The organism is Microbacterium sp. Y355 (genome assembly GCF_059445345.1).
In genome coordinates, this window is record NZ_JCAIUD010000001.1 from 3,143,836 (window position 1) to 3,168,290 (window position 24,455).

18 protein-coding genes are annotated in these 24,455 nt (G+C 65.0%); 16 read left to right on the top strand and 2 right to left on the bottom strand.

Features of this window, described 5'->3' with window-relative positions:
* The first annotated feature begins 64 nt into the window (after positions 1 to 64).
* The 9 genes from AC1C2O_RS15170 to AC1C2O_RS15210 all read left to right on the top strand — a co-directional run bounded on the left by AC1C2O_RS15170 (position 65) and on the right by AC1C2O_RS15210 (position 11,108).
* Positions 65 to 1,075 carry an ABC transporter substrate-binding protein gene (locus tag AC1C2O_RS15170; RefSeq protein WP_495431274.1) on the top strand — a complete coding sequence of 337 codons (1,011 nt, stop codon included), beginning with the start codon at positions 65 to 67 and terminating at the stop codon, positions 1,073 to 1,075.
* A 105-nt stretch (positions 1,076 to 1,180) separates the two neighbouring features.
* On the top strand, positions 1,181 to 2,806 hold the full coding sequence (locus tag AC1C2O_RS15175; RefSeq protein ID WP_495431275.1) for a sugar ABC transporter ATP-binding protein: 1,626 nt from the start codon (positions 1,181 to 1,183) through the stop codon (positions 2,804 to 2,806).
* Entirely contained in the window at positions 2,803 to 3,891 is a 1,089-nt protein-coding gene (locus AC1C2O_RS15180) for an ABC transporter permease (protein WP_495431276.1), read from the top strand. Before AC1C2O_RS15175 ends, AC1C2O_RS15180 begins: the two co-directional genes overlap by 4 nt.
* On the top strand, positions 3,888 to 4,928 hold the full coding sequence (locus tag AC1C2O_RS15185) for an ABC transporter permease (protein WP_495431277.1): 1,041 nt from the start codon (positions 3,888 to 3,890) through the stop codon (positions 4,926 to 4,928). Before AC1C2O_RS15180 ends, AC1C2O_RS15185 begins: the two co-directional genes overlap by 4 nt.
* Before the next feature lie 3 nt (positions 4,929 to 4,931).
* The gene (locus tag AC1C2O_RS15190; RefSeq protein ID WP_495431278.1) at positions 4,932 to 5,660 is read left to right on the top strand and encodes an L-ribulose-5-phosphate 4-epimerase; all 729 of its coding nucleotides are present in this window, start codon (positions 4,932 to 4,934) and stop codon (positions 5,658 to 5,660) included.
* Positions 5,657 to 7,273 carry a xylulokinase gene (locus tag AC1C2O_RS15195; RefSeq protein WP_495431279.1) on the top strand — a complete coding sequence of 539 codons (1,617 nt, stop codon included), beginning with the start codon at positions 5,657 to 5,659 and terminating at the stop codon, positions 7,271 to 7,273. The genes AC1C2O_RS15190 and AC1C2O_RS15195 overlap by 4 nt, the downstream gene beginning before the upstream one ends.
* A gap of 93 nt (positions 7,274 to 7,366) precedes the next feature.
* On the top strand, positions 7,367 to 8,884 hold the full coding sequence (gene araA, locus AC1C2O_RS15200; protein ID WP_495431280.1) for an L-arabinose isomerase: 1,518 nt from the start codon (positions 7,367 to 7,369) through the stop codon (positions 8,882 to 8,884).
* Complete coding sequence (locus AC1C2O_RS15205; protein ID WP_495431281.1) at positions 8,884 to 9,810, top strand: aldose 1-epimerase family protein; 927 nt, start codon at positions 8,884 to 8,886, stop codon at positions 9,808 to 9,810. Before araA ends, AC1C2O_RS15205 begins: the two co-directional genes overlap by 1 nt.
* The gene (locus tag AC1C2O_RS15210; RefSeq protein WP_495431282.1) at positions 9,807 to 11,108 is read left to right on the top strand and encodes a glycoside hydrolase family 27 protein; all 1,302 of its coding nucleotides are present in this window, start codon (positions 9,807 to 9,809) and stop codon (positions 11,106 to 11,108) included. Before AC1C2O_RS15205 ends, AC1C2O_RS15210 begins: the two co-directional genes overlap by 4 nt.
* Positions 11,109 to 11,138: 30 nt before the next feature.
* Here the strand turns inward: AC1C2O_RS15210 and AC1C2O_RS15215 are convergent, their stop codons facing one another.
* Positions 11,139 to 11,804, bottom strand: coding sequence for a type 1 glutamine amidotransferase domain-containing protein (locus AC1C2O_RS15215; RefSeq protein WP_495431283.1), 666 nt, complete (start codon positions 11,802 to 11,804; stop codon positions 11,139 to 11,141).
* A gap of 91 nt (positions 11,805 to 11,895) precedes the next feature.
* Between AC1C2O_RS15215 and AC1C2O_RS15220 the strand changes: the two genes are divergently transcribed.
* On the top strand, positions 11,896 to 12,825 hold the full coding sequence (locus tag AC1C2O_RS15220; protein ID WP_495431284.1) for a LysR family transcriptional regulator: 930 nt from the start codon (positions 11,896 to 11,898) through the stop codon (positions 12,823 to 12,825).
* On the opposite strand, the gene AC1C2O_RS15225 is transcribed toward AC1C2O_RS15220, so the two are convergent.
* Entirely contained in the window at positions 12,791 to 13,369 is a 579-nt protein-coding gene (locus AC1C2O_RS15225) for an antibiotic biosynthesis monooxygenase (RefSeq protein ID WP_495431285.1), read from the bottom strand. The two genes, AC1C2O_RS15220 and AC1C2O_RS15225, sit on opposite strands and share 35 nt — an antisense overlap.
* A 233-nt stretch (positions 13,370 to 13,602) precedes the next feature.
* Between AC1C2O_RS15225 and pulA the strand changes: the two genes are divergently transcribed.
* From pulA to AC1C2O_RS15255, 6 genes are all read left to right on the top strand, one after another.
* Positions 13,603 to 19,554 carry a pullulanase-type alpha-1,6-glucosidase gene (gene pulA, locus AC1C2O_RS15230; RefSeq protein WP_495431750.1) on the top strand — a complete coding sequence of 1,984 codons (5,952 nt, stop codon included), beginning with the start codon at positions 13,603 to 13,605 and terminating at the stop codon, positions 19,552 to 19,554.
* A 370-nt stretch (positions 19,555 to 19,924) separates the two neighbouring features.
* Positions 19,925 to 20,371: a hypothetical protein gene (locus AC1C2O_RS15235; RefSeq protein ID WP_495431286.1), complete on the top strand. Its 447-nt coding sequence runs from the start codon at positions 19,925 to 19,927 to the stop codon at positions 20,369 to 20,371.
* 154 nt (positions 20,372 to 20,525) lie between these two features.
* Entirely contained in the window at positions 20,526 to 22,028 is a 1,503-nt protein-coding gene (locus AC1C2O_RS15240) for a CoA-acylating methylmalonate-semialdehyde dehydrogenase (protein ID WP_495431287.1), read from the top strand.
* Between the two features lie 9 nt (positions 22,029 to 22,037).
* The gene (locus tag AC1C2O_RS15245) at positions 22,038 to 23,249 is read left to right on the top strand and encodes an acyl-CoA dehydrogenase family protein (protein ID WP_495431288.1); all 1,212 of its coding nucleotides are present in this window, start codon (positions 22,038 to 22,040) and stop codon (positions 23,247 to 23,249) included.
* A complete protein-coding gene (mmsB, locus tag AC1C2O_RS15250; RefSeq protein ID WP_495431289.1) occupies positions 23,246 to 24,142 on the top strand; it encodes a 3-hydroxyisobutyrate dehydrogenase in 897 nt (298 codons plus the stop codon). The genes AC1C2O_RS15245 and mmsB overlap by 4 nt, the downstream gene beginning before the upstream one ends.
* Before the next feature lie 37 nt (positions 24,143 to 24,179).
* Positions 24,180 to 24,380: an NAD(P)H-binding protein gene (locus AC1C2O_RS15255; RefSeq protein WP_495431290.1), complete on the top strand. Its 201-nt coding sequence runs from the start codon at positions 24,180 to 24,182 to the stop codon at positions 24,378 to 24,380.
* Positions 24,381 to 24,455 lie beyond the last annotated feature (75 nt).

Consider the following 24,455-nt stretch of genomic DNA (forward strand, 5'->3'; position numbering starts at 1 on the left):
GTGTCCACGGCGGACAAACACATACCCGACGGCGATGCGCCTGAGGACTCAAAGAGGAGATGACATGGCTAATTCCAAGCGACTGCTCGGCATCATCGGCCTGGTGAGCGCAGGCGCGCTCGCGCTGGGCCTGACCGGCTGCAGCGCCAGCACCGACAACGCCGATTCCGGTGCCGGTGACGGTGGCGGCACGGCCGACGTGATCACGGTTGGTTTCGTGGCAGTGGGCCCCGAGGGCGGCTGGCGTGAGGCTAACGAACAGAACATCCAGGACACGTTCACCGAGGATGCCGGCTTCGACCTGAAGTACGCTCCCGCGGCGAACCTCGACCAGAAGTCGCAGATCGACAACTTCACGTCGTTCGTCGATGAGGGTGTGGACGTCATCCTGCTGTCGGCTACCGAGGCCACCGGCTGGGAAGACTCGCTCAAGCGCGCGCAGGAGGCCGAGATTCCGGTCGTCCTGCTCGACCGCGGTATTGAGCCTGACGACGACAGCCTCTACGTCACGCGTATCGCCCCGGACAACGTCGAGGTCGCCAAGGAGGTCGGTACGTGGGCTGCGGCTGAGTTCCCGGACGGCGGCAACTACATCGTCCTCGAGGGCCCCGCCGGCGTAGGCGTCGTCAACGAGCGCAATAAGGGCTTCGACGAGGGCCTCGCGGACTCGTCGCTGGTCAAGGTCGCAGCGCAGACGGCAAACTGGTCGACCGAAGAGGGCAAGAGCGTCACCGAGACGCTGCTGAAGTCGAACAACAACGACATCCAGTTCATCTTCGCGCAGAACGACGAGATGGGCCTCGGAGCCGCTCAGGCTGTCGAAGAGGCCGGACTGGCCGTCGGCACCGACGTGAAGATCGCCACGATCGACGGCACGAAGAACGCCATCCAGGCGCTCGCCGACGGACAGCTCAGCTACGTGCACGAGTACAACCCGCTGTTCGGCGAGACAGCACTCGACGTCGTTGAGAAGGCACTTGCCGGCGAGTCGGTCGACTCGTACATCATCGTTCCGAGTGAGGCGTTTGACTCGGCCGAAGCTGCCCAGGCAGTGCTTGCGGACCGTAAGTACTGAACGAACTACCCGGAGGCGTGACCTCCGGTGAGCACAAGCGGTGCGGGGCCTCGTGCCCCGCACCGCTGAGCGCGGGGTGGTCCCCCGCAGAACGGAGAGGCAGAGATGTCCGAAGAACTGCCCATCGTCGAGATGCGCGAGATCTCGATCGAGTTCCCGGGTGTGAAGGCGCTCGACGGCGTGAATTTCCGTCTCTTCCAGGGTGAGGTGCACGCCCTGATGGGCGAGAACGGCGCCGGCAAGTCGACCCTCATCAAGGCGCTCACGGGTGTCTACGGAATCGATTCCGGAGTGATCGTCGTCAACGGTCAGGAACGTAGTTTCAAGGGCCCAGGTGACGCTCAAGCCTCCGGTATCTCCACCGTCTACCAGGAGATCAACCTGGTCACCAATCTCTCCATCGGAGAGAACGTCATGCTCGGCCACGAAGTGCGCGGGCCCCTCGGTATCAACTGGCGAGCAACCCACAAGGCCGCGACTGAGGCACTTGCTAGGCTCGGCCTCGATTACCTCGACACGCACAGGCCGCTTTCGAGCCTGTCCATTGCAATGCAGCAACTCGTCGCAATCAGCCGAGCGATGGCCATCAAGGCGAAGGTACTCATCCTCGACGAACCGACTTCCAGCCTCGATGCCGCAGAGGTTGAGGGCCTGTTCCGGGTGATGCGCACGCTCCGCGACCAGGGTGTAGCCATCCTGTTCGTCTCGCACTTTCTCGACCAGATCTACACGATCAGCGACCGTCTCACGGTTCTGCGCAACGGCCAGTATGTCGGTGAATACCTCACCCGCGACCTCGGCCGCCACGACCTTATTTCGAAGATGATCGGCAAGGACCTAGATGCGCTTTCGGCCCTCGGCGGAAACCGACGCACTGAGGAACGCCAGGCCGGCGAAGAGCTCGTCATCTCGGCGAAGGGTCTCGGGCGCCGCGGCTCCGTCGAGCCTACCGATCTCGACATTCACCGCGGTGAGGTGGTCGGCTTCGCCGGCCTGCTCGGCTCTGGCCGCACCGAGCTTGGTCGTCTGCTCTACGGCGCGGATCGCGCCGATACGGGCACCATCGAACTCAACGGACGCAAGAGCGACATAAAGTCGCCCTCGGATGCACTTGCCAAGCGCATCGCTTTCTCGACCGAGAACCGCCGTGATGAGGGCATCATCGCCGACCTCTCCGTCCGCGAGAACATCATCCTCGCATTGCAGGCAGAGCGCGGTTGGGCGCGTCCCATCCCAAGGAAAGAGCAAGACGAGATCGTCGACAAGTACATCTCCGAGCTCAACGTGCGCCCCGCAGACCCTGAGCGCCCGATCAAGAATCTCTCCGGCGGAAACCAGCAGAAGGTGCTGCTCGGCCGATGGCTCGCCACGAAGCCAGAGCTGCTGATCCTTGACGAGCCGACTCGAGGTATCGACGTCGGTGCAAAGGCAGACATCCAAGAGGCCGTTGCGCAACTGGCCGAGGATGGCATGTCGGTGGTGTTCATCTCCTCCGAGCTGGAGGAGGTCGTGCGCCTCTCCGAACGCATCGTCGTGCTCAAGGACCACCAGAAGATCGGCGAAATCCACAACGGCCCCGACGTCACCGCGCAGTCGGTCGTCGACATCATTGCTGCTCACGGTGTGGAGCACGCTGCAGACACCCTTGATGAGGCTCCAGGCGGAGAGCCCGAAGCGGCGAACTCCGCGAACAACGATGCGACCATCGCAGCAGAAGAGGAGACGCGATGAGCATCGCAGGAACTGCCCGCACCCGTTGGTGGCGGGACCTGATCCACAAGCCGTGGTTCTGGGGAATCGTCGCCCTTGTCGCGTTGCTCGCGCTGAACGTGCTGAAAGACCCCACCTACCTCGGCATCTCGATCAACCCGAACAACGGCAACCTCGTCGGCAACCTGATCGACATTCTGAGGGCCGCAGCACCAATCATGATGATCGCGCTGGGCATGGCGCTCGTGATCGCCACCGCTGGCATCGACCTCTCGGTCGGCTCGCTGATGGCAGTCGGCGGTGCCGTATCGATGGAGTTTCTCAAGGGGGTCGGAAACTCAAGCTCGGTCGGTATCGCGTTCGCAGCGGTCGGTCTTACCCTCCTCGTCACCGGAATTCTCGGCGCCATCAACGGAGTCCTGATTGCTTACGTCGGACTGCAGCCGTTCATCGCCACCCTGGTGCTGATGCTTGCTGGACGCGGCATTGCCAAAGTGATCACTGGCGGCCAGAACACTTCGGCTTCTAACGAGCCCTTCCGGTGGATTGCGAACGGGTACGTCATCGGCATCCCCGTGGTATTCCTCTTTGCGGTGCTCATTGTGCTGGTTGTCGCCGCGGTCGTGCGCCGCAGCGCATTGGGCCTCATGATCGAGGCGATCGGCATCAACCCGAAGGCCAGCCGGATGGCAGGGATCAAGCCGCGCGGTCTGCTGTTGACCGTCTATATCCTCAGCGGAGTTTTTGCGGGCGTCGCCGGCATCCTGTCAGTGGGCACTGTGATGACGGTCGATATCTCTCGCACCGGGTACCAGCTTGAGCTCGACGCGATCTTGGCGGTCGTCATCGGCGGGGCTTCGTTGGCGGGCGGAAAGTTCTCGCTCAGTGGCGCCTTCGTCGGCGCGTTGCTGATCGCGACGCTCGACAAGACCGTGGTGTTCCTTGGAATCTCGTCGTCGGCGACTCCCGCCTTCAAAGCGATCGTGATCGTCGTGTTGTGCCTGCTGCAGTCCGAGCGGGTGCGCAGTTGGTTTGTCTTGCGTAGGAGGGTGCTGCCCCCGATTCCACCGAAATTCGCAGCATCGAAAGAGGAGGTGACGGCGTGACCGCGCTGATCGAAGCACCGACCCGCACAGGTGTCGGGTCGAGCATCCTGTCTCGCGTTCGCCGACTCGTCTCGACGAACCCGTCAGCACTGCCCACCGTGGCCTCCGTCGTCATCCTCGTCGGCATGATCATTTACGGCGAGATCGCGTACGGCCGCATCGTGCAAGCCAGCACGCTGTCGAACCTGCTGATCAATAACACGCACCTCATCGTGCTCGCCGTGGCGCTGACGTTCGTCATCCTTACCGGCGGCATCGACCTTTCGGTCGGATCGATCATCGCCTTCTCCTCAGTCGCGGGCGTGATGCTCTCGAACGCGGGCTGGCACCCGATCGCTGTGCTCATCGTCATGATCGGCTCTGGTGCTCTGTTCGGCCTCGTGTCCGGCATCCTGATCCGCTACTTCAACGTGCAACCCTTCATCGCCACACTGGCGATGATGTTCCTCGGCCGCGGCCTCGCGTCGCTGCTGAGCACGGTGCCGGAGCGCCTCGGCGAGGACTCGCCGCTGCGCTGGATCGGCTCGCAGATGAAGATCATCGATGGTCCGAAGGTCAACGATCTGGTGATTACCCCTGCGGTGTTCATCGCGATCGTTGTCGTGCTTGCGGCCTTTTTCGTCCTGCACCGCACTCGCACCGGTCGGACGGTGTACGCGATCGGCGGGTCCGAAAGCTCCGCCTCGCTGATGGGGTTGTCGGTGCAACGCACCAAGGTCCTCGTCTACGTCATCAGTGGCACGCTCGCGGGCATTGCGGCTGTGCTCTACACCTCGCGCTTGGGCACAGCCCAGAACATCACCGGCGTAGGGTGGGAGCTCGACGCGATCGCTGCGGCAGTGATCGGCGGCACCGTACTCACCGGTGCGTACGGCTACGTACTCGGTTCCGTGGTCGGAGCCCTCGTGCTCGGACTCATGAACGTGCTCATCACTCGTGATGGCAAGATTCCGCCAGAGATGACGACAATCATCACCGGTGGAATCCTGCTGATCTTCGTGCTGCTGCAGCGCGCTGTCACCCGCAAGAAGGAGTAGTAGATGACCTCGTCCAACTTCAGCCGAGAGGCCGAAGCATCCATCGCAGCCGTCCGCGCCGACGTCGCACGTTTGCACGGCGAACTGGTCCGCAATGGACTCGTCGTCTGGACCGGCGGCAATGTCTCTGGCCGCGTGCGCCTTTCAGAAGACGGGGGCGCCGACCTGCTCGTGATCAAGCCGTCCGGTGTTTCTTACGACGACCTGACTCCAGAGAACATGATCCTGTGCGACCTCGACGGCAACGTCATCCCAGGCACGCCCGGCAGCGATCGGTCCCCGTCGAGCGACACGGCGGCTCACGCCTACGTGTACCGGAACATGCCAGGCGTCGGCGGTGTCGTGCACACGCACTCCACGTTCGCGGTCGCATGGGCTGCGCGCGGCGAGGAGATCCCGTGCGTCATCACCGCGATGGCTGACGAGTTCGGCGGCCCCATCCCGGTCGGCCCGTTCGCGATCATCGGAGATGATTCCATCGGCCGCGGCGTCGTAGAGACCCTGACAGGTCACCGTTCGCGCGCGGTTCTCATGCAGAATCACGGACCCTTCACGATCGGCGTCGATGCGAAGGATGCCGTGAAGGCAGCGGTCATGGTCGAAGACGTCGCCCGCACGGTGCACTACGCGCGTGAGGCCGGCCCGGTGATTCCGATTCCGCAAGAGGCGATCGACGCCCTCTTCAACCGATACCAGAACGTGTACGGCCAGAACTCGGATGCCCGCCGATGACTCTTGGACAGGGCGCGAGCGCCGCAGCTGACATCGCCGCAGGCCGCACAAGTCTCGGCATCGAGCTCGGCTCCACCCGCATCAAGGCCTGCCTGATCGGTCCGGATGCCACCGAGGTTTTCGCCACCGGCTCATTCTCCTGGGAGAACAGCCTCGAAGACGGCCTCTGGACCTACGGGATCGACGAGGTCTGGCAGGGGCTGCAGGCCGCGTATGCGGAACTCATCAACGATGCCGAGAAGCGTCATGGCATCCGCCCTGAGACCTTCGGCGCCATCGGGATCTCGGCGATGATGCACGGCTACCTCGGCTTCAACCAGCAAGGGGAACTGCTCGTGCCGTTCCGCACCTGGCGCAACACCAACACCGGTGTCGCGGCTGTGGAGCTCACCGAACTGCTGGGTGTCAACATTCCGCTGCGCTGGTCGATCGCGCACCTGCACCAGGCCGTCGTCGACGCCGAACCGCATGTGCCGAACCTCGACTTCGTCACGACGCTTGCCGGTTACGTGCACTGGCGTCTCACCGGCGAAAAGGTGCTCGGTGTGGGAGATGCCTCCGGCATGTTCCCGATCGACTCCGCCACCTGTGACTACGACGCGCGGATGCTGGACGCTTACAGCGCGCTGGCAGCCGACCGTCTTCCTGCACCGGTGACGGATCTGCTTCCGCTGGTGCTTCCCGCCGGTGCATCAGGTGGATCGCTCACCGCCGAGGGAGCAGCCCTGCTGGATCCGACTGGAGTGCTGGGTCGTGGAATTCTGGATCAGGGCATCCCGCTTTGCCCCCCAGAGGGCGACGCCGGCACTGGCATGGTCGCGACGAACTCGGTCGCTCCGCGCACCGGCAACGTCTCAGCGGGCACGAGCATCTTCGCGATGGTGGTGCTGGAGCATCCGCTGGATGAGGTGCACCACGAACTCGACCTCGTCACCACACCGGCCGGAGACGGCGTCGCGATGGTGCACTGCAACAACGGAGCCAGCGAGCTAGCCGCATGGGTGGGGCTCTTCTCCCAGTTCTCAGCGGCCGCCGGTCAGCCGCTCGACAGCGATGTCGTCTTCGAAGCGCTCTTCCGTGAAGCGCTGGAAGGCGAAGCGGATGCCGGCGGGCTTCTCGCCTACAACCACCTCGCGGGTGAGCCGATCGCTGGTCTCACCGAGGGACGTCCGCTGTTCGTGCGTACCCCGGACAGCGCCTTCACTCTGGCGAACTTCATGCGTGCGCAGCTCTACGGCGTGTTCGGCACGCTCGCGCTCGGCATGAAGGTGCTTGAGGCAGAGGGTGTGGGGCTTGATCGGATGTTCGCGCACGGCGGGATGTTCCGAACGGCGGGTGTCGCCCAACGCTTCCTCGCCGGTGCGCTCGGAGCACCGGTTGCTGTCGGAGAACTCGCGGCTGAGGGCGGCGCCTGGGGTATCGCCGTGCTGGCCTCATACCTCTCGCACGCCGAATCTTCAGATCTCGGTACCTACCTCGACGAGCAGGTGTTCGCCACGGCATCCATCTCGACCGTCGATCCGAACCCGGCTGATGTCCAGGGTTTCGCCACCTACCTCGATCGCTACCGCGCCGGCCTCGCCATCGAGTCCGCCGCCGTCAACTCGCTCTAACCCCGTCCCAGCTCGCGAAACTTCACGTACGTCACCTTTTCGGGCCGAAAACGTGACACACGCGAAGTCTCGCGAGCTAGTGAAAGGAACACCATGGCAACGCTCAACACAACACTCGACGGCTTCGAGGTCTGGTTCCTCACCGGCAGCCAGCACCTGTACGGGCCGGAGACTCTCGCCCAGGTCGCCGCGCAGTCGCAGGAGATTGCTCGTCTGCTCGACACCGCGGACGACGTTCCCGTGAGGATCGTGTGGAAGCCCGTCCTCACCGACAGTGACGCGATTCGCCGCACCGCGCTCGAGGCCAACGCTGACGACCGGGTCATCGGACTCGTCGCCTGGATGCACACCTTCAGCCCCGCGAAGATGTGGATCGCTGGCCTGGATGCATTGAAGAAGCCGCTCGCGCATCTGCACACGCAGGCGAACGTCGAACTGCCGTGGGCAGACATCGACTTCGACTTCATGAACCTCAATCAGGCGGCGCACGGCGACCGTGAGTTCGGTTACATCCAGACCCGTCTCGGCGTGCCGCGCAAGACGATCGTTGGCCATGCCAGCGATCCGCGCGTGCAGCAGGAGCTCGGCACATGGCAGCGCGCAGCGGCCGGATTCGCGGCATCCCGTTCGCTGAAGCTGGCTCGTTTCGGTGACAACATGCGCTTCGTCGCCGTCACCGAGGGCGACAAGACCGAGGCCGAGCTGCGCTTCGGTGTGCAGGTGAACACCTGGGGCGTGAACGAGCTGGCAGAGGCTGTGGATGCAGCCACCGATGCAGAGATCGACGCGCTCGTCGCCGAGTACGAAGAGCTCTACGAGGTCGTTCCTGAACTCCGAAAGGGCGCCGAGCGTCACCAGTCGCTGCGCGACGGGGCGGCGATCGAGATCGGACTGCGGTCGTTCCTCGAAGAGGGCGGCTTCGGTGCGTTCACGACGTCGTTTGAAGATCTCGGATCCCTGAAGCAGCTGCCGGGTCTCGCCGTGCAGCGGCTGATGGCCGAGGGCTATGGCTTCGGCGCAGAGGGCGACTGGAAGACCGCCGTCCTCGTGCGTATCGCGAACGTGATGGGCGCTGGCCTTCCGGGTGGTGCGAGCCTCATGGAGGATTACACCTACGACATGACACCCGGCGACGAACTTATCCTCGGCGCGCACATGCTCGAGGTATCGCCGTCGCTGACCACAGCGAAGCCCACGCTGGAGATCCACCCGCTCGGCATCGGCGGCAAGGATGACCCGGTGCGCCTGGTCTTCACCGCTGACGCGGGACCTGCGATCGTCGTCGCCATGAGTGACATGCGCGACCGCTTCCGCCTCACCGCCAACGTGGTGGAGAACGTCGCGCCGCGCGCCTCGCTGCCCAACTTGCCGGTGGGTCGTGCCGTCTGGAAGCCGCAGCCTGACTTCAACACCAGCGCCGCAGCCTGGCTGACCGCTGGGGCCGCACACCACACCGTCATGTCGACGGCCGTGGGCTTGGAGGCCTTCCGCGACTTCGCCGAGATGGCCGAGGTTGAGCTGCTCGTGATCGACGACGACACCACGCTGCCGGAGTTCCAGAAGCAGGTCCGCTGGAACCAGGCCTACTACCGTCTCGCGCAGGGGCTGTAATGGTGTCGGTTTCTGTCGAAGAGCGCTCGGGCCGGCAGCTGCGTCTCGCGGCGCACGGGTACGAGGTCGATATCGCCAGTGTCGGCGCCTCGCTGCGGACTCTGCGGCATGAGGGCCGCCACCTCGTCGTACCATTCGCCGCTGACGAGGTCCGCCCCGCCTACCGCGGCGCGACTCTTGCGCCGTGGCCGAACCGCATCGTCGACGGGCAGTATTCCTTCGCGGATGCCGAATATCAGCTGCCACTCACCGAGCCTGCGCGCGGGCATGCGCTGCACGGTCTTCTGGCGTGGACGGAGTTCGCTGACCGTCTCGTCGAGAGCGACCGCGTCGTGCTGGTCGCGGTCATCGAACCACAGCTCGGCTACCCCTTCCGCGTCGAGGTCGAGGTCGAGTTCCGACTTGGCGTGGACGGTCTCACGCAGACGGTGACGGCGCGCAACCTCGGGGCGGATGCTGCGCCCTGGGGCACCGGGCCGCATCCGTATCTCGTCGGAGGTGACGGGCGCGTCGACGACTGGACGCTCACGCTTCCGGCATCCGAGGTGCTCACGGTCACCCCCGATCGGCTGAGCCCGGTCGCGGTGGAGCCTGTCGAGCAGCATCCGGAATGGGACTTCCGTAAGGCGCGCACGATCGGCGACGTCTTCATCGACCACGCGTTCACCGAACTCGATCGCACCGACGGCATCGCGGAGGTACGCGTCGTGGCTGCGGACGGTCACGGTGTCGCGCTGAGATGGGACGAGAACTGCCCGTGGGTGCAGGTGCACACCGCAGATACTCCGGACCCGGCCACCCATCGGATCGGCCTTGCCGTCGAGCCGATGACATGCCCTCCGGACGCGTTCAACTCCGGCGTGGATCTGATCGTTCTTGAGCCAGGCGCACAGTCGTCGGCATCCTGGCGGTTTCAGGCCGTATGACAGCCCTGACCCCGCCGATGGGGTGGAACAGCTGGGACTGCTACGGCACGACTGTGACCGAGGCAGAGGTGCTCGCCAACGCCGAGTTCATGGCCGAGCACCTGCTGCCCTACGGTTGGGACACGATCGTCGTCGACATCGACTGGGCCGACCCCACCGCCCGCTCGCACGGCTACAACGCTGACGCCCCGCTACACCTCGACGAGTACGGCCGACTGATCCCTGATCCGCAGCGCTTCCCGACCTCGGTAGACGGGGCCGGCTTCGGGCCGCTCGCTGCGCGGGTGCACGAGTTGGGCCTCCGCTTCGGCATTCACACGATGCGCGGTATCCCGCGGCGTGCGGTCGCGCAGAACCTGCCGATCCTCGAAGCGGATGCCGGTGCCGCCGACGTCGCCGACCCGACGAACGCGTGCGAGTGGAACCCCGATATGGTCGGACTCGATCACACGCATCCGGCCGCGCAGGCGTACTACGACTCCACGCTCGCGCTCTACGCCGGTTGGGGCGTGGACTTCATCAAATCCGACGACATGCTGTGGCCATACCAGGCCGCAGATGTCGAGGCCTATGCCGCGGCGATCCAGCGGTCAGGGCGTGACATCGTACTGAGCCTTTCGCCCGGCCGTGATCTGTCGCTGGAGCGACTGGACCATCTTCGCGCTCATGCGGACATGTGGCGCATCTGCGACGACCTTTGGGACAATTGGCGCGACGTGGAGGCGAACTTCGCTCGCTTCGCGCGCTGGGCACCGTTTGCGGGCGACGCTGGTTGGCCGGACGGAGACATGCTGCCGCTCGGGCGCATCGGCATCCGCGCCGAACGAGGCGAGCCGCGCGACGATCGGCTGACGCCGGACGAGCGGGTGGCACTGCTGACGCTGTGGATCATCGCGCGTTCACCGCTCATGATCGGCGGCGACCTGCCCTCCTCTGACCCTGCCACCATCGCCCTGTTCCAGAACGCGGATGCGCTGGCGGTGCTGCGTGATTCGCGACGGGCCCGTGAGGTGTTCCGCGAGGGTGCACTCGTGCTGTGGGCGGCTGACGGTGTCGATGGCGAGCAGTACGCGGCGGCGTTCAACCTCGGTGACGATCCGATGGATGCCGTGCTCGACGCAGGCAACCTCGGATTCGGCCACGTTGGGGAGGCGACCGAGCTGTGGAGCGGTGCCGCGATCCTGCTCGATCCGGTGCATGCGCAGAGCGTCGCCGCCCGCGGCGTCGCGCCGGGCAGTGCCGCGCTCCGGCTCACGCTCCCGCCGCACGGTGCGGCGCTCCTTCGTCATCGCGGCTGAGCGACAACAAGGAGCGACACAGGACGTCGATCAGGCGAGAGCCGCGATAAGGGCCTGCGCTACGGATGCGGACGACTGCGGGTTCTGCCCGGTGATCAGCAATCCGTCGATGACCGTGTGGTCACTCCATGGTGCGGCGATATCGAGGGACGCGCCCTGTTCGCGCAGCTTCGACTCGAGCAAGAACGGCGCACGATCGGCGAGCCCGCCGAGGCGCTCCTCCTCATCCGTGAACGCGGTGATGCGGTGGCCTGCGACGATCGGCGTGCCGTCTGCATCACGTGCAGGCAGGAGCGCGGCGAGACCGTGGCAGACGGCAGCGAGTGGACGCCCAGCGGCGAGCGTCGCCGTGATGAGGGCGCCGGATGTCTCGTCGACGGCGAGGTCCTGCATCGGGCCGTGCCCGCCGGGGTAGTACACCGCCTCGTATGCCGCAGGGTCGACGGATGCGAGGTCGAGAGGCGTGGCGAGATCGTCAATTGCGGCGATCGCATCGGCGTCTCCGTCTTGCAGGCTGCCAGCATCCGCGACGGGGACAACGCCGCCAGGTGTGGCGAAGACGACGTCGTGGCCGGCTTCAGTGAGGAGTCGATACGGGGCGAGCAGCTCTTCGGCCCAGTAGCCGGTGGGGTGCTCGGTGCCGTCCGTCAGGGTCCAGGTGCGGGCTCCGGTGACGACGAAGAGGACGGTTGACATGGTTCTCCTTGATTCAGACGGCAGATGCCGCGGGCTGGTGACACTGAGGAGAACCGAGCTTAAACTATCGTCATTCCGATAGATTTTCGATATGAGAAATCGGTATTCAGATGGCTTGGAAGATCTGGCGCTGTGGCGGGCGTTCCTCGCCGTACATCGAGCGGGATCGGTGTCTGCCGCGGCCAGAGTCATCGGCGTCGCGCAATCGACATTGACGGCGCAGTTGCAGGCGCTGGAGCGCACGGTCGGGGAACCGCTGTTCACCCGGACAGCGCGCGGGATGCTGCCGACACCCGGGGCAGATGAGCTCGCATCTCGGCTGGCCGCGCCCTTCGATCAGCTGGCGCAGGCCCTCGACGGCTCGGCTCCCAACGCACAGGAGCCGGTGGTCAGACTCGGGGCGGCATCGGATTTCACGGCATCCGTCATGATGCCGGCGCTCGCACCCGCGATCGCGGGTGGACTCCGGGTACAGGTGACCACGGGGCTCGCCGACGGCCTGCTCGATGATCTGCGCGCAGGGCGTCTCGACCTCGTTGTCTCGGCGGTTCGCCCGCGGGGACGGGTACTGGCGCACACCGGGCTCGTCGACGAGGAGTTCGTGCTGGTCGCAGCCCCATCGCTCGGCGTCGACGTGGCGGATGTGGCCGCGCGCGGTGAGCAGGCGCTGGCGGAGCAGCCCCTGCTCGCCTACGCGCATGACGTGCCGATCCTGCGCCGGTACTGGCGGCATGTGTTCGGAGTGCGTCTGGAGCGCGAGCCGGGGCTCACGGTCCCCGATCTCCGAGCCCTTGCGGCCGCGGCGGTGGCGGGCGCGGGTATCACGGTGCTGCCGAATTACCTGATCCGCTCCGAGCTCGCGGATGGCCGGCTCGTGGAACTATTCGCAACGGATGATCCTCCGATCAACACGCTCTTCCTCGTGCGCAGGCCGGGGGCGCCGGCATCCACCGTCTCGATCGTCGAATCGTCGCTGCGGCAGGCGGTCAGCGCGCCAGCCAGCGGCGCAGCAGCCTCGTGACCCAGGGGAGCACCCAGTAGGTCATGATCGGCGTCAGCACGAGCGTCGTTGCGAGCACGCGCAGCCAGAGGGGGAGTTCACCCCAACCGGGAACCGGTGTCATCGCAAGGCTGAAGAGCAGATTGACGGGGAAGAATCCGAGCCAGATCGTCACGGCCTGCTTCCACCGCGGAGGGGCAGCTGGCGCATCCTCGAGCGCTACGGCATCCGGCAGGCTGATCGAACCGGTCGCCGGCTCGTCGAACCATCCCTCGATTCCGGTGCGACGTCTTGAACGCTCGCTTCGGACGAAGCCCTGACCCATCGACAGCCACCAGCCGCGCTCGGACGAGTTCTCCCACGCTTCGAGCGTCTCGGTGCTCGCGAAGCGGTAGAGCATATGCCAGACCTGGGAATCATCGCCAGCGCGCACCCAACCTGAACCCAGGAATCCGGGGTACTTGTGGGCAAGGTTTACCCCGGTCTGCACCCAGGTCGTCGCCTCGGAGATACGTGCGGGATCGACCTCTCGGCGGATCGAAACGGTGATGGGTTCGCTGGACATGGTGGGCCCCTCGGGAAGGAAAGCTGCTTGTGGCGAATCCGAGTGTACGTCGGCTGTGTTTCGCGTTTGCTACTTGCCCAACGGGGATGCAAAACCTGTAAGCGCTTGCAGTCGCACGATGAATCCTGCTAGCTTCACTCCCGGGCACATAGTCGTGCCATTCCCCACCCCTCCAGGGAGACCTCGTGTCGAAGAAGACCGCCCCACGCCGTACCGCGCTGTTTGCCACTGTGATGCTGGTGGCCTCTGGCTTCGCCGCATTCGGCATTGCCCCGGCATCCGCCGCCGATCGCACCGTCGCCCTGGTCGGCGATTTGCAGTCCGAACTCGGCTGCGCGGCCGACTGGGCGCCCGACTGTGCCGAGACCGAACTCGCGGCCACCGCTGCCGAAGGGATCTACAGCGCCACGTTTGACGTCCCGGCGGGCAGCTACGAGTACAAGGTCGCGCTCGATGACGGCTGGGACGAGGCCTACGGGCTTGACGGCACAGACACCAACATCCCGCTGACCGTCGCAGGCCCTGCGACCCTTCGGTTCACATTCGACGATGCCCTCAAGCGGGTCGGCGTCGAGGTTGAAAATCTCCGCGGCAGCTACACGGCCGACGACGGCGCCCTGATCTCGGACCCGGTGCGCCAGGCCGGTGCCGGTGAGCAGTTCTACTTCGTGATGACCGACCGGTTCGCCAACGGCGACACCACGAACGACACCGGTGGCCTCGAGGGCGACCGCCTCACGACCGGTTACGACCCCACCAATAAGGGCTTTTACCAGGGCGGCGACATCGCAGGTCTGCACGACAATCTGGACTACATCGAAGGCCTTGGCACCACGGCGCTCTGGCTGACCCCGAGCTTCGCCAACAAGCCGGTCCAGGGTGTGGGCGAGAACGCATCCGCCGGCTATCACGGCTACTGGATCACCGACTTCACTCAGATCGACCCGCACCTCGGCACCAACGCCGAGCTCGAAGCGCTCATCGCCGATGCGCATGCGCGCGGCATCAAGGTCTACTTCGACATCATCACGAACCACACCGCTGACGTCATCGACTACGCCGAAGCCTCCTATGGCTACATCGACCAGGCGACCTCGCCTTACACGGATGCCTCCGGCACGGCCTTCGACCCGGCGGACAGCGCCGATACAGGCGACTTCCCTGACCTCGACCCAGCGACGAGTTTTCCCTACACCCCAGTGGTGACCGAGGACATCAAGGTTCCCGCCTGGCTGAACGACCCGACGCTGTACCACAACCGTGGAAACTCGACCTGGTCAGGGGAATCGGTCACCCATGGTGACTTCGACGGCCTGGATGACCTGATGACCGAGCATCCGACGGTCGTGAACGGCTTCGTCGAGGTGTACGAGGACTGGGTCGACCTCGGCATCGACGGCTTCCGCATCGACACGGTCAAGCACGTGAACTTCGAATTCTGGGAGCAGTGGTCAACCGCGGTGCTCGACTACGCCCACGCGCAGGGAAACGACGAGTTCTTCATGTTCGGCGAGGTCTACGACGCCGACCCGGTCAAGCTCTCCCCGTACGTGCGCGACACCGACATGAACTCGGTGCTGGACTTCACCTTCCAGTCCGCGGGCGTGAGCTTCGCCTCCGGCAACTCCGCCAAGGGACTGCAGTCGCTGTTCGCCGGCGACGACTACTACACGACCTCCGATTCGTCATCGACGGCTCTGCCGACCTTCCTCGGCAATCACGACATGGGTCGGGTCGGATCGTTCCTGCAGAACGCGGATGCCCCGTTGGAGCGCGACGAGCTCGCCCACGAATTGCTGTTCCTCAGCCGAGGCCAGCCCGTCGTCTACTACGGCGACGAGCAGGGATTCGCCGGCCCCGGCGGTGACAAGGACGCCCGCCAGAGCCTGTTCGCCACCGAGGTCGACGAGTACGCGAACCAGAACCTCGTCACCGGTGAGGTTGCCGGGTCGGTCGATCGATACGACACCGAGGCGCCGCTGTACGCGCACATCGCGGCGCTCTCCGAGCTGCGCAGCACACACCCCGCACTCGCCGACGGCGCACAGATCGAGCGGTACGCGGCATCCGGAGCTGGCATCTACGCCTTCTCGCGCGTCGACGCCGACGAGAAGGTCGAGTACCTGGTCGCCCTGAACAATGACGCGACTGCCCAGACGGTCGACCTCAACACGCTGACGGCGGATGCCGGATTCACGCCGCTCTACGGGGACGCCGGCAGCTTCACCACCGATCAGGGAGCAGCTGCGACGATTACGGTCCCCGCACTCTCTGCAATCGTGTGGAAGGCGGATGCCACCGTCACCGCCCCCGAGGCGGCGGCCCCGCTGACCCTTGCCGTTCCTGCTGCGGGCGCTGGCGTCACAGGTCAGGCGGCCGTTCAGGCCGAGACTGCCGATCAATGGCTGCAGACGAGCTTCGCCTGGCGAGTCGTCGGATCCGACGAGTGGCACGCGCTCGGCACTGCCGAAGACACCGCTCCGCGCGTCTTCCATGACCTCGACGGGCTGGCCGCGGGCACGCTGGTCGAGTACCGCGCCGTGACGACGGATGCCGCAGGCCACCACGCCGCAGCATCCACCTACGCGTCCGTCGGAAACGCCGTGACGCTCACTCCTGGCGAGGAGCCAGAGACCGAGTTCGAGTCGGTCGTCGTGGCGGGCAGCCTGAACTCCGAGATGGGGTGCGCGTCCGACTGGGACCCGGCCTGCGAGAAGGCGAAGCTGACCCTTGGTGCCGACGGCGTCTGGACGGGCACGTTCGACCTGCCGGCCGGCGACTACGAGTACAAGGCGGCGATCAACGGCAGTTGGAGCATCAACTACGGCGCGAACGGCGTCGCCGACGGCTCAAACATCGCGATCTCGCACGCGGGCGGACCGATCAGCTTCTACTTCGACCCGCGGACGAACATCACGCAGTCCACCGCCCAAGGCCCCATCGTGACCTTGGCCGGCTCTCTCCAGAGTGAGCTCGGGTGCGCCGCAGATTGGGCACCGGACTGTCTCGGCACGCTCATGGCCGACGGCGATGGAGACGGCATCTACGAGTTCTCGACGTCGGATCTTCCGACCGGTGCCTATGAGCTGAAGGTTGCACACGGCCTGAGCTGGGATGAGAACTACGGCGCAGACGGCGTCCGCGACGGTGCGAACATCTCGTTCAGCGCGAGCGACGGCAAGGTCACCACGTTCCGATACACGCTCGAAACCCACCTACTCGAGGTGATCAGTGATGACGCACCGCTGCCGGGTACCGGTGAGCTGCGCGCGCACTGGATCGACGCGCAGACGATCGCATGGCCTGCGACGCTCGGTGCCACCGCGGATGCCGGATACCGGCTGTACTCGGCGTCCGATGCGTCGCTGGCTGTCGAGGACGGCGCGGTAACCGGTGCGGAGCCGATCGAACTGACTGCCTCCGGCACCCTGACCGAGGATCAGATTGCACGGTTCCCTGCGCTGACTGGCTACCTCGCGCTGAAGATCTCCGATGTGGATGCTGCAGCACTCCTGCGCACGCAACTCGCGGTCGCGCAGGTCGGCGTCGACGGCGCACTGACGGCGTACACGGGAGTGCAGATTCCCGGCATCCTCGATGACCTGTACGCGTCCGCTGTCGATCAGGTCGAGCTCGGTGTGAGTTTCGACGGGAAGAAGCCGGCCTTCCGTCTGTGGGCACCGACGGCGCAGAGTGCCACCCTGCTCACCTGGAACGCCGGCGACGATTCGGACCCAGTGCGCCACGAAGCGGCGTGGGATGCGGCATCCGGGGTCTGGGCGGTGAAGGGAAACAAGGACCTCAAGAACGATGAGTTCCTCTGGGAGGTCGCGGTCTACGCGCCGAGTACAGGGAAGATCGAGACGAACGCCGTGACCGACCCGTACTCGGTGGCACTCACCCTGAACTCCGAACGCTCGGTCGCCGTCGATCTCGACGACAAGACCTGGCGGCCGAAGACATGGCAGAAGGCTGAGGCTCCCGAAGTGGAACGCGCCGTCGACCGCGCGATCTACGAGCTGCACATCCGTGACTTCTCGATCACAGACGAGACGGTGCCAGAGGAGAAGCGTGGCACTTATCTCGCGTTCGCCGAAGACAGTGCCGGCACGGATCAGCTGCGAGAACTCGCGGATGCCGGCATCAACACCGTGCACCTGCTGCCGTCCTTCGACATCGCCACGATCGAGGAGGATCGAGCAGTCCAGGCAGTACCTGACTGTGACCTGGCCTCCTACGGCCCAGCGGACGAGGCGCAGCAGGCGTGCATCCAGGCGGTGGCCGGCGAGGACGGCTTCAACTGGGGCTACGACCCGTACCACTACTCGGCACCTGAGGGCTCCTACGCCGTCGATGCCGATGGTGGGGCGCGAGTGGGCGAGTTCCGTACCATGGTCGGGTCGCTGCACGAGATGGGTCTGCAGGTCGTGCTCGATCAGGTGTTCAACCACACTGCGTCGTCTGGTCAGGCCGACACATCGGTGCTCGACCAGGTCGTGCCCGGCTACTTCCATCGCTTGAATGCGGCGGGCGGCGTGGAGACTTCCACCTGCTGCCAGAATGTGGCCACCGAGCATCTCGTCGCACAGAAGCTGATGGTCGATTCGATCGTGACCTGGGCGCGCGACTACAAGGTCGACGGGTTCCGATTCGACCTGATGGGTCACCACTCCACGACCAACATGCAGGCGATTCGCGACGCGCTGGACGAGCTGACCCCCAAGAAGGACGGCGTCGACGGCAAGGCGATCTACCTGTACGGCGAGGGCTGGAATTTCGGCGAGGTGGCAGGTAATGCCCTCTTCGAACAGGCCGTCCAAGGACAGCTCGGCGGTACCGGCATCGGCACCTTCAATGACCGGCTGCGCGACGCCGTGCACGGAGGGAGCCCGGTGGACTCCTCGTCCACGTTCCGGCAGGGTTACGGCACGGGCCTCGGCACCGACCCGAACGGCGATGCGATCAACGGCACGACTGAGCAGGCGATCGCCGACTTGGGCCATGAGACGGACCTCGTGAAGCTTGGGCTGGCGGGCAACCTGCGGAACTTCGCGTTCACGACGAGTGACGGGCAGGTGACCGCTGGCTCCGACATTGACTACCGCGGGTCTCAGGCCGGCTATGCCGATGAGCCGGGCGACGTGATCAATTACGTTGACGCGCACGACAACGAGACGCTCTACGACCTGTCGGTGCTGAAGCTCCCGGTAGATACGGCCATGGCCGACCGGGTGCGCATGAACACGTTGTCGCTCGCGACCGTCACACTGTCGCAGTCGCCGTCGTTCTGGCATGCGGGCACCGAACTGCTGCGCTCGAAGTCGTTGGATCGGAACAGCTACGACTCCGGTGACTGGTTCAATCGCATCGACTGGACCGGCCAGGAATCGACCTTCGGCTCCGGGCTTCCGATGGCGGCAGACAATCAGGAGAAGTGGCCGATCATGGCACCACTCCTGTCGGATGCTGCGCTCAAGCCCGGCGCCGCCGACATCCAGGCGGCCGAGGCCGCATCGCTCGACTTGCTCCGAGTGCGTGGCGAGGTCGACCTCCTGCAGCTGGGTTCGGCAGAGCTCATCGAGCAGAAACTGTCGTTCCCGAACAGTGGGGCAGAGGCCACCCCCGGCGTCATCGTGATGCTCATCGATGACCTGGTCGGCACCGATGTCGACCCGGCTCTGGCGGGCGCGCTCGTTGTGTTCAACTCGTCGCCGGATGCTGTGACGCAGACCGTCGACTCGCTCGCCGGTCGCGACTTCGCGCTGACCGCCGCCCAGGCGAACGGAGCGGATGCCGTTGTGAAGACGACGACCTGGGATGCCGCGACCGGCACTGTCACCGTGCCCGCCCGTTCGGTGGCCGTGCTCGTGGATGATCAGGCTCAGCCGGTGGATACGAAGATCCGCCTGTTGTCCCAGAAGGTTCTCGTGAAGTCTGGATCGACGTACACGGTGAACGCCGCAGTGACCGCCGCGGATGGCAGCGTGCCGGTCGGCACGGTCACTCTCAGTGACAGGGGCAAGGCTGTCGCGACGGTCGAGCTGACGGCGGATGCGGACGGGAAGGTCTCGGTGGAGTTACCGAAGATCGCCCGCGGTCTGCACTTGCTCACCCTGCAGTTCGAGGGGGTCGGGCTCTTGCAGCCGTCCCACACGCGGATCCCGCTGCCGGTGATCGCGTACTGAGTCGCGCGCCGCGGCCTGAGCGCCGTTCGACAAGCGCAAATGGCTGCATCTGACCGCCGGATACAGCCATTTGCGCCTGTTGAACTTCTGCGCTGCGCAAAAGGAAAGATCCCCGCCGACCCGATTCGGCGGGGATCTTCTCATCCGGGAGCTGAGCTCACCGTGGCGCAGGAGGAGTCTGAGTTACCCGATCCGGTCTGAGATTCTCCCGCGCACAAGTAGTTGTACGTGTCGAAGGTGGCCGGATGGTGAACGAGGGCAGAACAGGCGGGTGCGTCTGATTCTGCACAGATCGGGAGTTTGCTCCGACTTATCCACAGCCCCCGGAATCTCGGGAGCGGGCATCACGCGATTCGGTCATCATCGGGGCATGACTAATACGACCAACTCCCTGAAGAGTCGAGTTCTTGACCGCGACGATGACCTGCGTGACGTGCTGGAGGTGCTTCTGCAGCGCGCGAACAGGCGGCAGATGTGGCTGATGTTCATGGATCAACGCGGATGCCTCGGTGACCTGCTCATGCCGATCGCCGACTATCCCGAAGAGCCGAACAACGTGGTGATGCTCGATGATCTCGGCGAAGTGTCCGAAGCGCACGTGCTCATGCATCGCGCGGACGCGCTACGCCAGATGACGGGCAATACCAGTGTCGTGCTCGCGTGGGAGAGGCAGGGGACAAGTGCAGTCTTTCCGGATGATCGAGCCTGGGCACAGGCGATGGCCGAGGTGGCGCAGAAGCTCGAGGTGCCGCTGCGCGCGCAGTTCATCGTGCACTCGCGTGGCGTGCGGCAGCTTCATCCCGACGACTACCTCTGAGATGCGGCTCGCGGCGCGCGCGGGTGCGAACCGCACTGACGCGATCATCCGCGAGACCGCGGTGCGATGGAAATACATGGATGCCCTAGTAAATCTCAGGATGCCAGAGTAATCTGGTCATCGTGCCAACGACGGCACGAAGGGACATCGCATAATGACTCGCACTATCCCCCATTTCGTAGGCGGATCGCTCCTCACCCCGGATGCCGGACGCTTCAGTGACGTGTACGATCCAAGCTCCGGCACGGTGCAGGCGCGCGTGCCACTCGCCTCTGCCGACGAGGTTCGTCGCGCGATCGACAACGCCGAGGCCGCGCAGCCAGCCTGGGCTTCGACCAATCCGCAGAAGCGTGCGCGCGTGCTGCTGCGCTTCCTCGATCTCGTGCACCGTGACATGGATTCGCTGGCTCGCCTACTCTCCAGCGAGCACGGCAAGACCATTGACGACGCGAAGGGCGACATCCAACGCGGTCTGGAAGTCATCGAGTTCTCCGCGGGCGCCCCGCATCTACTCAAGGGGGAGTACTCGACAGGTGCCGGGGCTGGCATCGATGTCTATTCAATGCGCCAGCCTCTTGGCGTGGTCGCCGGGATCACTCCGTTCAACTTCCCGGCGATGATCCCGCTGTGGAAGGCAGGCCCAGCGCTCGCCGCGGGCAACTCATTCATCCTCAAGCCGAGCGAACGCGACCCCTCCGTGCCGGTGCGGCTCGCCGAGCTCTTCCTTGAAGCCGGACTGCCGGCTGGCGTTTTCAACGTCGTCCATGGCGACAAAGAAGCCGTCGACACTCTGCTCACCGATCCGCGCATCCAGGCGGTGGGATTCGTCGGTTCGACTCCGATTGCGGAGTACATTTACTCGACTGCTGCCGCGCATGGCAAGCGTGCACAGTGCTTCGGCGGCGCGAAGAACCACATGGTCGTGATGCCGGATGCTGACCTCGACCAGGTTGCCGACGCGCTCATTGGCGCTGGGTACGGCTCTGCGGGGGAGCGCTGCATGGCGATCTCCGTCGCGGTCCCGGTGGGGCAAGAGACTGCCGACGCGCTGGCGGCGAAGCTCGCCGGACGCGTGGCGGAGTTGAAGGTCGGACCCTCGCTCGCGGAGGGCGTCGACTATGGTCCGCTCGTTGCCCGCTCGGCCGTCGAACGCGTTGAGGGATACATTCAGCAGGGCATCGACGAGGGCGCGACACTGCTGGCTGACGGTCGCGGCTTCACCGTGCCCGGCTACGAAGAGGGCTTCTACCTCGGCCCGACCCTGTTCGATCACGTCACGACCGACATGGCGATCTACCGCGAAGAGGTCTTCGGGCCGGTGCTCGTGATCGCACGTGCTGATGACTACGAGCAGGCGCTGGCAATGGCATCCGATCACGAGTTCGGCAACGGCGTCGCAATCTTCACGCGAGACGGAGACGCCGCGCGTGACTTCACCGCGCGAGTCAACGTCGGCATGGTCGGGGTCAACGTGCCGATCCCGGTGCCGATCGCCTACTTCAGCTTCGGTGGATGGAAGAAGTCGGGATTCGGCGATCTGAATCAGCACGGCACCGATGCCTTCCGCTTCTACACGAAGACCAAGACCGTGACGAGCAGATGGCTTTCAGACACCGTTCGTGAAGGTGCCAGCTTCGTCATTCCGACGATGAGTTAGGAGCTGGCCATGACGATCACCAGCACTGTCACCACAGCCGAGGAGCGCGAGGCGATCCTCGGTGCCGTTCGCGAGTATGCCGAAACCGAACTCGCGCCCTTCGCTATTGAGCGCGATGAGAAGCACGAGTTCCCGCGCGAGTCACTGCGCCGAGGTGGTGAGCTAGGCCTCGGCGGCATTTATGTGCGCGAGGAGTCCGGTGGCACCGGGCTGGGCCGCGTTGACACCGTGGCGATTTTCGAGGAACTCGCCAAGGGCGATCCCACGATCGCGTCGTACATTTCGATCCATAACATGGTCGCCTGGATGATCGACACCTACGGCGATGACGCGCAGCGCGGCGAGTGGCTGTCGAAGCTGACGGCCATGACGGAGTTCGGCAGCTACTGTCTCACCGAGCCTGGTGCCGGATCGGATGCCGCCGCGATCGCGACGAGTGCGCGCCGTGAAGGTGAGGAGTACGTGATCACCGGTGTCAAACAGTTCATCTCGGGTGCGGGTGAGTCGGGCGTCTACGTCGTCATGGCGCGCACGGGTGATGCATCGAGCGGAGCCCGCGGCATCAGCGCCTTTGTGGTTCCCGCCGATGCCACCGGCCTCAGCTTTGGCGCGCTGGAGAAGAAGATGGGCTGGCACGCTCAGCCCACGCGGCAGGTCATCTTCGACGGGGTGCGAGTGCCGGCATCCGCAATGCTCGGCGACGAGGGCCGAGGCTTCGCGATCGCGATGTCAGCGCTCAACGGTGGTCGCCTCAACATCGCGGCATGCTCGCTGGGCGGCGCGCAGTGGGCGCTGGATCGCGCGGTGCAGTACGTGCAAGAGCGCGTCGCGTTCGGAGAGCCGCTGGCAGAGAAGCAGTCGATCCTGTTCTCCATCGCCGATATGCGCACCGAGTTGCAGGCCGCGCGGCTGATGGTCAGGGACGGTGCACAGGCCGTTGATGAGGATGCTCCGGATGCCACGATGCGCTGCGCGATGGCCAAGCGATTTGCCACCGACGCTGGCTTTGATGTCGCCAATCGCGCTCTTCAGCTGCATGGCGGCTACGGGTACCTTCAGGATTACGGGATCGAGAAGGTGGTGCGGGATCTGCGAGTGCACCAGATCCTGGAGGGAACCAACGAGATCATGCGGCTGATCGTCGGACGAGAGATGCTGCGCCCGGCCGGATCCGCGTCCATGCGAAGCGCCGCGAACGAAAACCTGAGGAGCACGTCATGACCGTTATCGCTTTTCTCGGTCTCGGCCACATGGGTATGCCGATGGCCGCCAATCTGATGAAGGCCGGCCATGATGTGCATGGCTTCGACCTGGTGCCCGCCGCGATCGAGGCGGCGAAGTCGGCGGGAATTCCGATCGCAGATAGCGCGGCGGACGCCGTGGTCGATGCGGATGTCGTCATCACGATGTTCCCCGCAGGCAAGCACGTCATCGAGGCGTACCAGGGTGGACTGCTTTCAGCGGCTCGGCCAGGCACGCTGTTCATCGAATCGTCCACGATCGCGGTGGCTGAGGCGCAGACCGCGCACTCGCTGGCAGTGGAGGCCGGTCATCGCAACATCGACGCACCGGCCTCGGGTGGCGTTGTCGGTGCGGAGAACGGGACGTTGGCCTTTATGGTTGGCGCATTGGACGAGGATTTTGGTGCAGCACTGCCATTGCTGGAGGCGATGGGCAAGCGCATCGTGCACTGCGGTGGTCCTGGTCTCGGGCAGGCAGCGAAGGTGTGCAACAACATGATCCTGGCGGTGTCGCAGATTGTCGTGGCAGAAGCGTTCGTGCTGGGGGAGCGGTTGGGCCTCGAGCATCAGGCGCTGTATGACGTGGCATCCAATGCAACCGGTCAGTGCTGGGCGATGTCGACGAACTGTCCGGTGCCGGGGCCGGTGCCGACGAGCCCAGCGAACCGTGACTATCAGCCGGGCTTCGCAGGAGCGTTGATGGCGAAGGATCTCGGACTCGCCCTGCAGGCGATCGAGGGCACGGGGACGGATGCCAGGATGGGCATGCTCGCCCAGCAGATCTACGCGGCGTTCGCCGCGGGGGGTGGAGCGGGACGCGACTTCTCGGGCATCATCACCGACATTCGCGACTCGTCTTCTGCTGATCTTTGACCGATGAGTATGCGCTGCCCGGGATAGCCTCGCATCTGTGACGGTCATCATCTTCGGCGCCAACGGTGCCACCGGGCGGCTCGCGAGCGCTCAGGCGCTCGCCGAAGGGCACACGGTCACGACCGTCACGCGGCATCCGGATCAGTTCTCGCTCGAACATGAAAGATTGGCGGTCGCCGTGCAGCCTACGATGGCGGGTGTCTTCTGGAGCGAGGCGCTCCAGAGCGTGTGGAGGTGACGGGGATGCGCGGATACTGGATGAGAACCACGGCGACTCTGGATGAGAACCACGGCGACTCTGGATGAGAACCAC